The sequence below is a fragment of the Nitrosomonas aestuarii genome (assembly GCF_003046585.1).
Lineage (GTDB): Bacteria > Pseudomonadota > Gammaproteobacteria > Burkholderiales > Nitrosomonadaceae > Nitrosomonas > Nitrosomonas aestuarii.
The window spans coordinates 225,559-239,365 of record NZ_QAAE01000002.1 but is presented as its reverse complement, the minus strand read 5'-3'; the positions used below and the strand labels follow the sequence as shown (position 1 = coordinate 239,365).

At 43.4% G+C, this 13,807-nt stretch carries 14 protein-coding genes; 3 read left to right on the top strand and 11 right to left on the bottom strand.

Features of this window, described 5'->3' with window-relative positions; all coding sequences use genetic code 11:
- The first annotated feature begins 49 nt into the window (after positions 1-49).
- Complete coding sequence (locus C8R11_RS02785; RefSeq protein ID WP_107794361.1) at positions 50-625, top strand: hypothetical protein; 576 nt, start codon at positions 50-52, stop codon at positions 623-625.
- Between the two features lie 113 nt (positions 626-738).
- On the opposite strand, the gene C8R11_RS02780 is transcribed toward C8R11_RS02785, so the two are convergent.
- The 4 genes from C8R11_RS02780 to C8R11_RS15980 all read right to left on the bottom strand — a co-directional run bounded on the left by C8R11_RS02780 (position 739) and on the right by C8R11_RS15980 (position 3,066).
- Positions 739-1,461, bottom strand: a complete 723-nt coding sequence (locus C8R11_RS02780; RefSeq protein WP_107794360.1) for a Crp/Fnr family transcriptional regulator — start codon at positions 1,459-1,461, stop codon at positions 739-741.
- 266 nt (positions 1,462-1,727) lie between these two features.
- Positions 1,728-2,207, bottom strand: a complete 480-nt coding sequence (locus C8R11_RS02775) for a disulfide bond formation protein B (RefSeq protein ID WP_107794359.1) — start codon at positions 2,205-2,207, stop codon at positions 1,728-1,730.
- A gap of 245 nt (positions 2,208-2,452) precedes the next feature.
- On the bottom strand, positions 2,453-2,869 hold the full coding sequence (locus tag C8R11_RS02770) for a hypothetical protein (protein ID WP_146159054.1): 417 nt from the start codon (positions 2,867-2,869) through the stop codon (positions 2,453-2,455).
- A gap of 20 nt (positions 2,870-2,889) precedes the next feature.
- Positions 2,890-3,066, bottom strand: coding sequence for a hypothetical protein (locus tag C8R11_RS15980; RefSeq protein ID WP_181258132.1), 177 nt, complete (start codon positions 3,064-3,066; stop codon positions 2,890-2,892).
- A 318-nt stretch (positions 3,067-3,384) separates the two neighbouring features.
- Here C8R11_RS15980 and C8R11_RS02765 point away from each other — a divergent pair, with 318 nt between their 5' ends.
- Together C8R11_RS02765 and C8R11_RS02760 are read left to right on the top strand one after the other, a co-directional pair.
- Complete coding sequence (locus C8R11_RS02765) at positions 3,385-6,678, top strand: FecR domain-containing protein (protein ID WP_107794357.1); 3,294 nt, start codon at positions 3,385-3,387, stop codon at positions 6,676-6,678.
- A gap of 18 nt (positions 6,679-6,696) precedes the next feature.
- Positions 6,697-6,924, top strand: a complete 228-nt coding sequence (locus C8R11_RS02760) for a hypothetical protein (protein WP_090696306.1) — start codon at positions 6,697-6,699, stop codon at positions 6,922-6,924.
- 86 nt (positions 6,925-7,010) lie between these two features.
- On the opposite strand, the gene C8R11_RS02755 is transcribed toward C8R11_RS02760, so the two are convergent.
- From C8R11_RS02755 to glmU, 7 genes are all read right to left on the bottom strand, one after another.
- The gene (locus C8R11_RS02755; protein WP_107794437.1) at positions 7,011-7,466 is read right to left on the bottom strand and encodes a hypothetical protein; all 456 of its coding nucleotides are present in this window, start codon (positions 7,464-7,466) and stop codon (positions 7,011-7,013) included.
- 40 nt (positions 7,467-7,506) lie between these two features.
- Positions 7,507-8,544, bottom strand: coding sequence for a Holliday junction branch migration DNA helicase RuvB (ruvB, locus tag C8R11_RS02750; RefSeq protein WP_107794356.1), 1,038 nt, complete (start codon positions 8,542-8,544; stop codon positions 7,507-7,509).
- 11 nt (positions 8,545-8,555) lie between these two features.
- Positions 8,556-9,140, bottom strand: a complete 585-nt coding sequence (gene ruvA / locus C8R11_RS02745; RefSeq protein ID WP_107794355.1) for a Holliday junction branch migration protein RuvA — start codon at positions 9,138-9,140, stop codon at positions 8,556-8,558.
- Complete coding sequence (gene ruvC / locus C8R11_RS02740) at positions 9,137-9,655, bottom strand: crossover junction endodeoxyribonuclease RuvC (RefSeq protein WP_107794354.1); 519 nt, start codon at positions 9,653-9,655, stop codon at positions 9,137-9,139. Before ruvC ends, ruvA begins: the two co-directional genes overlap by 4 nt.
- A 23-nt stretch (positions 9,656-9,678) precedes the next feature.
- Positions 9,679-10,404 carry a YebC/PmpR family DNA-binding transcriptional regulator gene (locus tag C8R11_RS02735; RefSeq protein ID WP_107794353.1) on the bottom strand — a complete coding sequence of 242 codons (726 nt, stop codon included), beginning with the start codon at positions 10,402-10,404 and terminating at the stop codon, positions 9,679-9,681.
- Positions 10,405-10,502: 98 nt separating this feature from the next.
- On the bottom strand, positions 10,503-12,350 hold the full coding sequence (glmS, locus tag C8R11_RS02730) for a glutamine--fructose-6-phosphate transaminase (isomerizing) (RefSeq protein ID WP_107794352.1): 1,848 nt from the start codon (positions 12,348-12,350) through the stop codon (positions 10,503-10,505).
- A 47-nt stretch (positions 12,351-12,397) separates the two neighbouring features.
- Entirely contained in the window at positions 12,398-13,768 is a 1,371-nt protein-coding gene (glmU, locus tag C8R11_RS02725) for a bifunctional UDP-N-acetylglucosamine diphosphorylase/glucosamine-1-phosphate N-acetyltransferase GlmU (RefSeq protein ID WP_107794351.1), read from the bottom strand.
- Between the last annotated feature and the right edge of the window lie 39 nt (positions 13,769-13,807).

The window sequence follows — 13,807 nt, the reverse complement described above, 5'->3', positions numbered from 1 at the left end:
CGGACGAACCATTATCAAACCGGCTATCAGAAATTCAGGAAATTCTGTCATGCTTATTCTCCCAAAATCCTGTTTTTTACATGTACCCAAAACGGGTGGTTCATGGGTAAAAAAAGCAATTTCAGCAGCTGGTATTGTGTGCAAGGATTACAGAATATCGGGTAATCCGCATATCGGTTTGAAACAATGCCCTTGTCGTGAGAAATTCAAATTTGCTTTTGTCAGGCATCCTGTAAGTTTATACCGTTCATATTGGCAATTCAAAATGACATATGGATGGGATTCAAAAAACCAACTGGATTTAGCATGCCGATCTGACAATTTTCATCAATTTGTACGTAATGTGCTAACTAAATTTCCGGGAATTTATGGTTATAGTCTTATCGAGTTCGTAGGTGAGACCGATGAAGAAATTGAGTTTATAGGAAAATATGAGAATCTGGTTAACGATCTGATTTTTGCTTTGAAAGCAGCCGGTGAAGATTTTGACGAACAGTCCATTAGGACGCTGCCGCCATATAATGTCAGTGACAAAACAAATTTTCCTGCTGTCTATACAGATCTACTCGAAGTAGATGTTAAAAAAACAGAAGCGATGATAATGAAAAGGTTTAATTACGAATAATGACTATTTAAGGGTTTGAGAAAAAATCTGTTGCGCATGATGACCCTATTCAGTATCTTCAAGAGCACCGCTTGCAAAGCGTTTCATTGCAAATTTCAGCTGTAAGCCAGTATCTAAATACTGCCACGCACCATATTGACCATATTGGTCAGTTTTTGGATATCGAGAATATGCAGATCGTGTCCTTGTCGCAACACTATCTTATTTTTTGACAAATTGCTGAGTTCACGCGTCACGGCTTCACGATGAGTACTGACCAGATTGGCGATATCAAAATGCGTGGGAGCCGGAGAAATAACCGATGTATTCGGCCCCGTCATGTTTTTTTTAGCGATTCGCAGCAATTCGGCCTGTATACGGTTACTGACAGCCAGCGTACTGAAGTCATATACACGCTCTGTCAGCCTGCGGACTTCGCTGGCCAGGCGTTTCAGAATGGCTTCAGCAACATAGCGGTTAGAAAAAATAATATTCATAAAATCGACTGCTGTCATGGATGCCAGTAAAGCACTGGTTTTTGCCAGAACGGTTGCAGAGCGCGATTTACCGTCGATTGCCGTGAGCTCGCCAAACATTTCTCCAGAGGCCAGATCACATAAAATGACTTCATGGCCGGATAAAGAATGAAAAGTAACGCGAATTTCTCCTTGCGCGATAAAAAAAACACTATTCGATTGATCATGAAAACGAATAATTTCCTCACCCTCGTCACACCGGTGCCAATGACAAGCACTCGCAATTTCCACCAAATCGGAGGAAGAAAGTGTTTGAAATTCTTTGATGGTTGAAAGCATTGCGCAGGCACGTTCAACGGAAATCTGACGCGTGATTGGCATATGTTTTTTCTCCTGGTCGGGTGTTCCAGAAATTCTATCGAGATTCCAACAGCTTAACATAATACGAAGAGCCAATTAAACAGATTATCCTGGTTTCAATGAATGCCGCTTTGTTTTTAACTTTTTGCAAGCTTTTGTGTGACGCTATGTGCATCTCAATAGATGCAAGCATATTTTATAATGAATCAGGCGTGACCGCAGGTATGCATGAAAAATAATCATCCATTCATAGCTCGATTGATAAGCACTTGTTTTCCGACCGCAATCTAAGCGCTTTTTCTGGAGAAAACGACATACGCCGATAACAGCCCAAGCCCGACAAAGGCCACAAACGACCAGTCCGGTATCATTAGCGATAAAAATTTCCAGTCGACATCGGCACAATCACCGTTCGCCTCAAACATTCCTGGCCACCATTGCGCAAAAGGTAAAGAATTCAGGAAGGCTTCTTCCGGACTGATACCACATTCGAATGATTCGGGATAGCGTATTAACCAGGATTGCCGGATTGCAACGACCGCACCAATGATCGCAAGGACCGTCATTAAGAAGCCATATATTCTGCGTCCGATAGCCTGGGAGTTATGTAAAAATGCAAGCAACGCCACTAAACCCAGCATCCAAAAAGCAAGCCGCTGCGCCACACAAAGCGGGCAAGGCAACAGGTTTTCGACATGCTGCAGGTATTGTGCATAGCCAAGCAGACAAATGCAGCTCAAAAAAATGAATAGAAAAATCAATCGCATGGGATAACTTTATTCGACAAAAAGTCCAGTAAAAGAAAGCTGCTTATTCTACATCACCTTGCTGACGGATAAGTACAAAACAGAAACATAATCCTGATTTGCAGTAGGTAAGGAATCCATATACGGGGTAAGCAGCGCGCACTCCCATATGATTCGAAAGTTCCGAAAAACTTCTTTTATCAGTCAACCTCCACACTGAATATAAATATTCATATCTGCTTATTTTGATTCAGCCAAACTTAACATTAACTTACTGCCAATCCCAAAAAACTCTGATCAAGCACGCCGACAATAGAAGTATCTTCCACAAGATCATTGATAAGAATGATTGATTCATTCACAACCAGTCTCACCATCACGTCATCCAGCCAGATAACCTTGGCAGGGATGTCGCTTAACGCTTCTGAAACAAACACCTGGAAATCATTGGATTGCCTGTTCGCAACAGGGAAAGAAACAATTGGATTCAATTCCGTTTGATCCAATGCAGAAAACATTTTAATCAGGGAACCATAAAACAGGGATTCGATGCTCTCATTCGTCGCCGGCACTAGAGCACTTAAATGGAGTACGCCTAACTCCTGCGCATCATAAATGCCATCATTCATTTGAAAGGTAAACTGGGGATTAAAGACAGTATCATATGCTGATGGGTCATTCAATAACGGTTTAATAAGTTCTCTCAGCGATTCATTAGATAAAACTCCCGTTTATCATTAAAACGTACAAAGGACTCCGGTGCCCCTATATCAGAATTCACCAAAATACTGGTCTCGTCCAGTTCGCTGGCATCCAATCCAAAAGCTGCAAAATATTCATGCACAATATTGGGAGAAAGATTGGTAATTTCACTCAACATTTCTGCTGTAATCGCGAATTGAGAAACCACGCTGGAAATAGTCTCTGGCTGTTGAATCTTTACAACAGCTGCAAAACGATTTATCTTTTAAGGTCGAAGGTTGTTATCTTATAGAATAAGGTCATCCATTTTGAAAAGGACATATAATATATATCAGTAGGGTTAAATAAGAGCCGTTTATCGCTAAAAATAAAAAGTTTCTTACGCATTAATGAACATGTTGAGCTTTTTTTATCGCGATAGCGACAATGCAGACAATTTTTCAACAGCCTGCTAATAACAACACAATTACTGATGAATGTTTTATGGACGACGTATATGCCATGGTTAGCAACCAGAAAAACCGACAGGTGGATTTCCACTGTTGCTACTGCGTTTCTTCTGATACTTGCGCATTTTTTTTTTGCTCGTATTGCCCATGCCGCAGAAGCATGTGTAGTGGCAGCGGCACAAGTCGTTTCAGTGCAGGGAACTGTTGAACTACGACGAAAGCAAGAGACAATCTGGTCGCCGGTTAAAATAGACACTCAGCTCTGCGCCGGCGACCGGATACGTGTTCGAAATCACAGCCGCGCAGCACTACGGTTAATGAATGACAGCATGCTGCGGCTAAATCAAAAAACGACCATTATCTTTCCTGAAACCAAAGAAAATAGAGCCACATCATTGATGGATTTAATCAACGGTGCGATGCATATTATCACCCGTACACCCAAACCTTTCGAAGTCAAGACACCTTTTATGAATGCGGGTGTAGAAGGCACAGAATTTTTTGTCGGCGTTGATGCACTGCGTACTCAATTGGTTGTTTATGAAGGCAGCGTATCTGCCGCGAACGATTTTGGTAATCTCACGTTGCAAAGCCGGGAGGCAGCTACCGCATACAAAAACCAGCCTCCACGCAAAGAATTTATCATTAATCCAGTAGATGCCGTTCAATGGGCACTTTATTATCCGGCAATTATTGATTACTGGCCGAAGCCGAATACAGCATTAGATACCAACAACATGCATGCTGAGATTGTCCTGGCTGCCCGGTTATTAACGCTCGGGAACGTAGATGAAGCGGAAACCGCGATTACAAACGTCGTGGCGGTCGACCCAAATAACAGTGACGCCTATGCTTTACAGGCCGTCATTGCACTGACACAAAATGACAAAGATACCGCGCTTGAGATGGCGCTGCGAGCAGTAGAGCTCAATCAAACTTCGGCTGCCGCAAAGCTTGCGTTATCCTATGTGCAGCAGGTATATTTTAAACTTGAAGCAGCGTTGGCCAGTGTGCAACAAGCAGCCGGACTTGATCCACAAAACGCGTTGATATGGGCACGCATTGCAGAGCTACAGATGTCGAATAACGCACTTGACCTGGCATTAAATGCCGCCAAGAAAGCTGTCCGTCTTAATCCAGCAGTTGTCAGAACGCAAACAGTACTTGGATTTGCTTATCTGGCAAAAATTAAAACAAAAAAAGCGCACCGTATTTTTTCCAAAGCCATCCGGCTTGACCAGGCAGATCCTATGCCAAGACTTGGTCTTGGACTGACTTTAATACGTTCAGGACAACTTGAAGCCGGACGTATCAAACTGGAAATTGCCGCCAGTCTAGATCCGGGCAACTCTCTGATTCGCAGCTATCTTGGCAAGGCTTACTTCGAAGAAAAACGTTACTTACTGTCCAGTACACAATTTGACATGGCCAAAGAGCGTGATCTTAATGATCCGACACCCTGGTTTTATGATGCCATACAAAAACAAACGCAAAACCGTCCCGTTGAGGCACTGCGGGGTATTCAAAAATCCATCGAACTCAATAACAATCGTGCCGTGTACCGCTCCAGGTTATTACTGGATCAGGATGAAGCCGCCCGGGGGTCAAGTCTGTCGAGAATTTACGACAATCTGGGTTTTGAAAAACGTGCAATCATGCAAACAGCCCAATCACTGAGCATCGATCCGTCTAATCACTCAGCGCACCGTTTCCTGTCGGATATTTATGTCAATATTCCGCGTCATGAAATCGCTCGTGTCAGCGAATTGTTGCAAGCACAACTACTGCAACCGATCAATACTAATCCGGTGCAGCCGCAACTCGCCGTTGCGGACTTGAACATTATCACCAATACCGGACCGACTGCTGTGGGTTTTAATGAATTCGCACCTCTGATGGAACGTGACCGCTCCCAACTGGTTACATCCGGGATAGCCGGTAGTCACAATACCTTTGGTAATGAAATCGTCTATTCCCGGCTATACGACAAAACCTCGGTCAGTCTGGGACAGTTTCATCACCAAAGCGATGGTTTTCGTCGCAATAACGATCAAAATCACGACGTATTGAATGCGTTTATTCAGCATGCCTTTACACCTCGACTCAATATTCAGGGTGAAGTACGGACACGAGAAACTGAGCATGGTGATCTGTTACTGGATTTTGATCGCGACCGATTTGATCCTAGTTCACGCCGGTATATTCACGAGGATGTCGCACGTATGGGCGCCAGGTATGAATTGTCACCCAACCAGGATTTTATCGTATCTGGAAAGTACATTGATCGTACTGAAAAATTGAATTCAAGTAGTGCATATAACACAGGATTCCAGTTTGAAGGACAGCATATGTGGCGTCACGCGCATTTAAATACTGTTTTTGGCGGAGGTATCTATCAATTTGACCGAACACTCCAGATAATAAATCGGCCAAAGTCATCTAAGGACTTGACTCGTGAAAATGTTTATCTATACACTAACCTACATTACTTCAACAACTTAGATATAACCTTGGGTGTTGGTTATGATGCTTTTAGCAGCACTACAGAAAATATTAAAGAAAACAAAATTAACCCCAAATTTGGATTTCAATGGAGTCTTCGTAACAATCTGAGAATACGCGGAGCCTTGTTTGAAACATCAAAATCTCATTTGGTAGCACAACAAACACTCGAGCCAACACAGATTGCTGGATTTAATCAATTTTTTGATGATATCAATGGAACAAGAACGCGTCGCATGGGCCTCGGATTAGATGTTCATTTATCACATATATTGTACGGTGGAGTGGAAGCATCAAAACGCATTCTACATGTTCCGCTTTTCCTGTCTTCCAACTCTTTTTTACAAAAACAAAGCGAACGGTTATATCGATCCTATCTATACTGGACACCACACAAATATGTAGCTATTAAAGGCGAATTTCAATTTGAGCAATTTAAGCGCAATCCTGATGATCAAAGTTTAACGAATATTGCGGAACCAACACACATCAAAACACTGACAGCACCAATCAGCCTAGAGTATTTTCATCCTTCCGGTTTTTTCTCAGGTGTTACCGGGACTTTTGTTAAACAAAACTTAACCCGTTTGAGTGATTTTGGAAAAGAACAGAAACGAAATCCTGAAACAACCAAATCTGGAATTGATACTTTTTTTCTACTGGACGCCTTCCTTGGCCTGAGGTTTGCTAACCGTAGAGGAATTTTAAGCTTGGAAGGCAGAAATCTATTCGATACAACATTCTATTATAGAAATATCAATTTCTATCAATCTGAAGCAATCTCTCCACAATTCATTCCGGACAGAACAATTTTTGCAAGACTGACTTTAAATTTTTAAACAGGAGAAAATAGAAAAATGATTACAGTAAAAAAAATAGGTGGTGTTTGTAAAGCATTGAATATAGTAAATGGTGTTGAAAAGGTGGTATGTACAGAAGGGCAGAAAGTTCCTGTAGGCTTGGATACTTATACTGTCGAAAGACAAAATAACAAATGCGGTATTTTTCTAGTAAAAACAGAGGTTATCGACGGAGAAATTGTAGAAACACTGATATTAAAATGTGAAGAAGGCCAGTTTGTTTAATGTGTTAACAGCCGGGCAGGCATTTGTTCATTGTTGTACATACCTGCTCGATTTTAAATGTATTTCTCATATTCTCAATACCCCATTCAGAAAAATCCTGATTTTTCTTCCGTCGCTCTGGTCAGGGTAAAATTATAAATCAAAAAATAACCACCCCGCTCAACCATCGTCACATTGACATTCACAGGACCAGTCGAAAAATCGGCAACACCCGAGTAATTAATCCGCTTTTCGCCAAATAATGAAAATGCGCTCGCAGTGCGCGAAAAATCCAGTTCATCAATAGCATAAAATCTGCCGAAACTGCGATAGTGATCCAGTAATTGATCCAACTGCTCGTCAGTAATAGTTTGCTTGGCTTCAGGGGTCAGGTGTCTTAACAAGGGTTCCTTTTCCCACGTTGATATTTCTGCCAGAATTTGTACGACCGCTGGTTCCGCGCTATCGCTATAAAATTCCTGTTCGCGGCTGGTATAAAAATACAACATGATCACCGCTGTCATTAACACCGCAATTATGAAACGTAATGTATGAACTTGCATAATTCTAAAAATTAAAAATTTGATCAAACTATAATTGATATTAGTCTTCCCACAGTTCTCCCTGTAGACCATTTTTCGGTAATGCAATACCAAAATGCCGATAAGCTATCATTGTGGCCATGCGTCCGCGCGGCGTGCGTTTCAGGAATCCCTGCTGTATCAAATAAGGTTCCAGCACGTCTTCAATGGTATCACGCTCTTCCCCAATGGCAGCCGCCAGATTATCTACCCCAACGGGCCCGCCGTCGAATTTCTCCAACACGGATAACAACAGCTTCCTATCCATGATATCCAGGCCAATCACATCTACATCAAGCATACTGAGCGCCGCATCCGCAACCTGTAGAGTGACCTGACCATTTGATTTCACTTCAGCGAAATCGCGTACACGGCGCAGCAGCCGATTGGCAATGCGTGGCGTACCACGTGAACGGCGCGCAATTTCCAATGCGCCTTCAGGTCTAATTAGAACACTTAACAAACCCGCTGAACGTGTAACTATCTTGCTCAATTCATCAGCCGTATAAAATTCCAGCCTGGAAACAATACCGAAGCGATCACGCAGTGGATTTGTCAGCATGCCTGCACGCGTCGTAGCACCCACCAGCGTAAACGGCGGCAAGTCAAGTTTGACAGAACGAGCAGACGGCCCTTCGCCGATCATGATGTCGAGCTGATAATCTTCCAGCGCAGGATACAAAATTTCTTCAACTACAGGTGATAAACGATGGATTTCATCAACAAACAACACATCGTGCGGCTCCAGATTAGTCAGCAGGGCGGCCAGATCGCCGGGGCGCTCAAGAACAGGGCCCGACGTATGACGCAGGCCGACACCCATTTCCCTGGCAATAATATGCGCCAGTGTAGTCTTACCGAGTCCTGGTGGTCCAAACAAGAGGACGTGATCCAAGGCTTCATGACGGCGCCGCGCTGCTTCGATAAAAATCTGCAACTGCCCACGAATTTTTTCCTGACCAACATACTCATCCAATTGCTTTGGACGTAAAGCACGTTCCAACAATTCCTCCTGAGAGGATGCAGCTGTAGCGTTTATCAGTCGATCGGTTTCAATCATTGCAAGTAGTATTATTTATCTCTCGACAATCGCTGCAAAGCCTGACGGATACCCTCCGCAACAGTCGTTTCAACTGAAATCTGCTTGACAGCCCAATTGGCTTCACGTGCATTATAGCCTAAAGATAGTAGAGCATTGATAATGTCATTGGTGTGATCTGAAGTTGCAACTGCTGGAATTTGTTGGGTTTCGGCAACACCCAGTTTATCGCGTAGCTCCAACAACAAACGCTCTGCTGTTTTCTTGCCGATACCAGGAATTTTTACAATCCGCGTACTGTCATCTGATGAAACTGCCTGATGCAATTCAGCCACACTCATACCGGATAATAATGCCAGCGCCGTTCTAGCACCTACACCCGATATCTTGACCAGTTGACGAAAAGCCTGCCTTTCCGACTCGGTTGCAAACCCAAACAATAAATGCGCATCCTCACGAACCAGAAGATGTATATAGAGCGTCGTTTGCTCACCGACAGCAGGGAGGTCAAAAAATGTACTCATTGGAACGTCAATTTCATAGCCGACACCCCGGACATCCAGCAACACCAACGGCGGTTGCTTTTCCAACAAGATACCAGTTAAACGACCAATCAAACCAATCTTCCACGTTTCATGCGCAAGCCCATAGTAGAGATGCTTCCTAACCCTGCACCGCCATGCGCATGACATATCGCACATGCCAGCGCATCCGCGGCATCTTTACTGGGACTGCTCGCCAGATTCAAGATTTGCATCACCATCGTCTGTACCTGCGCCTTCTGGGCATGACCATTACCTACCACGGCTTGTTTAATTTGTAATGCTGAATATTCCGAGACCACAAGATCATGTAAAACTGCCGCACAAATTGCCGCACCCCTTGCCTGTCCCAGCAACAGCGTTGATTTGGGGTTTACATTTACAAATACTTGTTCAACGGCAACCTGATCGGGGCGGTAGTGCGTAATAATCTCCCGTAAGTTATTCAGAATCAACTTTAGACGATATGGCAGAGTACCTTCTGATGTTCGGACACATCCACTTCCGATATAGATTAATTGGCGTGCGTTGTGGTCGATGACACCAAATCCGGTGACACGCAAACCGGGATCTATGCCTAGAATTCGAATGTGATCACCTGCTAATTTCGACTTTACTCTTCAAGTACAGCCGTCGTATAAACGGCCTGCACATCATCCAGATTTTCTAACGCATCCAATAATTTCTGCATTTTGACAGCATCATCTCCGGTTAAAACACTTTCATTGACCGGTTTCATTGTGACTTCAGCCAGCTCTGCCGTAAAACCTGCTTTCTCCAGAGTTTCTTTAGCAGAAACAAATTCGTAAGGCGCGGTAATAACTTCAATACTCCCGTCATCGTTACTGATAATGTCTTCAGCACCAGCCTCCAGCGCCGCCTCCATTAATTTTTCTTCACTGGTATCCGGTGCAAAGAGGAATTGTCCACAATGCTTAAATAAAAAAGCAACTGAGCCGTCTGTACCCAAATTACCGCCGTATTTAGTGAAAGCATGGCGCACATCTGCTACGGTACGCATTCTGTTATCTGTCATACAATCTACCATAACGGCCGCACCCGAAATGCCATAACCTTCATAACGGATTTCTTCGTAATTGACGCCTTCCAGATCCCCACTACCCCGTTTAATAGCGCGCTCAACATTATCCTTCGGCATATTCTGGCCAAATGCCCTGTCCATGGCCAATCGCAAACGTGGATTACTATCAGGATCTGCACCTCCCATACGGGCAGCCACAGTAATTTCTTTGATAAGACGGGTAAAAATTTTGCCGCGTTTGGCGTCCTGTGCTGCTTTTTTATGCTTGATATTAGCCCATTTACTATGACCTGCCATTGATTTCTATCCCTGTATTTAAGCTGAGTTATCTTACCACCCTGTACAGCGGGGATAAAGCTTAATAATGACCTCCAGCACTTCTAAAACACCTTTACTTATTCCACTGTCACCGCTTTTGCAAGATTGCGCGGTTTATCAACATCGGTGCCTTTCACGAGCGCAACATGATAAGCTAGTAATTGCAATGGAATGGTGTGCAGAATTGGACTTAAAATTCCTGCATGTTCTGCCAGGCGGATGACGTGAAGACTTTCACTTTCTTCTATCTGCGTGTCTGCATCCGCAAAAACATACAGCTCGCCACCGCGAGCGTTGACTTCCTGCAAATTGGATTTAAGTTTTCCCAACAATTGATCGTTCGGTGCAATCGCCACTACCGGCATCTCGCTATCAACCAAAGCCAACGGGCCGTGTTTTAATTCTCCAGAAGCATAAGCTTCGGCATGAATATACGATATTTCCTTGAGCTTTAATGCGCCTTCCATTGCAATCGGATAGTGCACACCGCGACCAAGAAACAGTGCATGACGTTTTTCTGAAAATCGTTGCGACCATTCCTGTACTTCGGGCTCAATCTGCAATGATGATTGCAAAGCTGCGGGCAAGTGTCTTAATGCGGCGATCATTACCCGTTCTTTTTCACTCGATAATTTGTTACGTAATTTTGCCAATACGATGGTTAACAATAGCAATGAAGCCAGTTGCGTAGTAAATGCTTTGGTGGAAGCGACTCCAATTTCTGGCCCGGCACGCGTCAAAAAACGCAAATCCGTCTGTCTGATTAACGCGCTTTCCGCCACATTACATATTGCCAGACTGTGTTGATGACCCAGCGTCTTCGCGTAGTTCATGGCAGCTAAAGTATCCGCAGTTTCCCCGGATTGGGAAATACCTACCACCAGCGTATTAGCATCAGCTACAGGACTACGGTAACGATATTCGCTGGCAATTTCTACATTACACGGGATGCCGGCTACTGACTCCAACCAATATCGCGCTACTAATCCTGCATGGTAACTGGTTCCACATGCCAGAATCAGTACTTGCTTCGTTTGTGAAAAAATCCGTTCTGCTGCACTGCCAAATAATCCAGAAGAAATCGATTGTGCGTTAAAAACCATTTCAAGTGTATTCGCCACTGCACTGGGTTGCTCAAATATTTCCTTTTGCATGAAATGGTCATAAGGACCAAGATCAATCGCATCACTTGTGAGATCACTTTGATGGATGGGACGTTTAACCTCCTGTCCAACACATCCGTCAGAGCAGTCGAAAATATGATACTGATCCTGGTATAGCTCGGCGACATCACCCTCTTCCAGATAAATCATGTTGCGCGTTGTTTTCAACAAAGCAGAAGCGTCTGATGCCGCATAAACTCCGTTCTCACCCAATCCAAGCAACAATGGTGCGCCATTCCTGGCAACCACGAGGCGTTCAGGATGTGCTTCTTCCATTACTGCGATAGCATATGCGCCTTGTAACTCAGATATTGACAGGCACACCGCTTTCAATAAATCTGTAGTATTTTTTAAATTGAAAGATATCAAATGTGCAATAACTTCTGTATCAGTATCTGATTCAAACCTGTATCCTTCAAACTGTAATTGTTTGCGCATCGCTTCATGATTTTCAATGATGCCGTTATGGACAATCGCTATTCTGGATTCTTCACCGGAAAAATGAGGATGTGCATTTCGTTCGGATGGTTCACCATGCGTTGCCCAGCGTGTATGTGCTATGCCTGCGAGGCCACAGGTTTTTTGTTCAACTGTCTTTTTTTCGAGTTCAGCTACACGCCCAGCTGTGCGTAACCTTTGCAATCCGTTATTGGTAATTACCAAGCCAGCAGAATCATAGCCTCTATATTCTAAGCGCAACAAACCTTCTAACAAAATTGGAACAACATTATTTTTTGCAACGGCACCAACAATTCCACACATACTATGTTTCCTTGCACCAAAAGTTAATGATTACTCGGGATAATTGATTATGTTTTTGATGGACGCTTCCATCCAGTAAGACTGATTTGCTTTGATCGCGATAAAGTCAACTCATTTTTAGGCGTATCCCTGGTTATCGTTGAACCGGCCCCTATCGTCGAACCATAAGAAACTTTCACGGGAGCTACAAGCTGAGTATCGGAACCGACGAACACATTATCTTCTATAATCGTTTGATGCTTATATGCGCCATCATAGTTGCAGGTGATGGTACCTGCCCCAATATTGACATTTTGACCGATTATGGTATCGCCTATATAACTTAAGTGATTAACTTTGCTACCCGCAGCAATCTGGCTTTTTTTAATTTCTACAAAGTTACCGATGTGTACGTTATTATTGAGTTGAGTTTCCGGCCGTATTCTGGCATAGGGGCCAATTTTGCAATTCTGGCCTATTTTTGCTTCTTCAATATGACTGAAGGGATGAATGGTCGATCCTTTCGCAACGGTAACGTCTTTTAAAATACAGTTTGCTTTAACTTTGACGTTGTCCTCTAATATTACTGTGCCTTCGAATATACAATTGACATCTATTTCAACATCACTACCGCAAATCAACTCGCCGCGTACATCAACTCGGGCGGCATCTATCAGCATCACACCTTTAGCGAGTAGTGTTTTTGCATATTCTTTCTGGTAAATCCGCTCCAGCTCAACCAATTGTTGCTTGCTGTTTACACCCAATATCTCCCAGGAATGCTCTGCTTCAGAAGATATTACAGAAATATTCTGATCAACAGCCATTTTAATTATGTCCGTCAAGTAATATTCCTGCTGCGCATTTTTATTTTCTAGTTTGGGTAGCCATTCATGCAGATATCCGTTTGGAATGATCATGATACCTGTATTAATTTCATGGATGGCTAATTGCGATGCATCGGCATCTTTTTGCTCAATTATGCGGCAAATGTTACTTGTGTCCTGTTCACGAATAATTCGACCATACCCTTCCGGGTTTTCAAGAACAGCCGCCAGTAGTCCACATTGTTTTTCAGATACTGCATTAACGAGCCGCTTTAGCGTTTCGATACCAACCAAAGGAACATCACCATATAAAACAAGTGTTGCTCCCGTTTGATCCAAATGAGGTTGAGCTTGTAATAACGCGTGACCGGTTCCTAATTGCGGTATTTGTGTGACCCAAGTTAAGTCCGAACCAAGAATCTTTTCTTTGACAAGGTCGCCACCGTGGCCAATTACTATGCAGATCTGGTCAGGGGTTAAATTCCTTGCCAAATCGACAACATGAGCTAATAAGGGTTTTCCCGCTAATTCATGCAACACCTTCGGCAGAGATGATTGCATCCGTTTTCCCAAACCTGCAGCCAGAATTACGATATTAAGTTTCGAAACCATTTGAAATCTACCACTCAAAATACAATGTTAAGTATATAA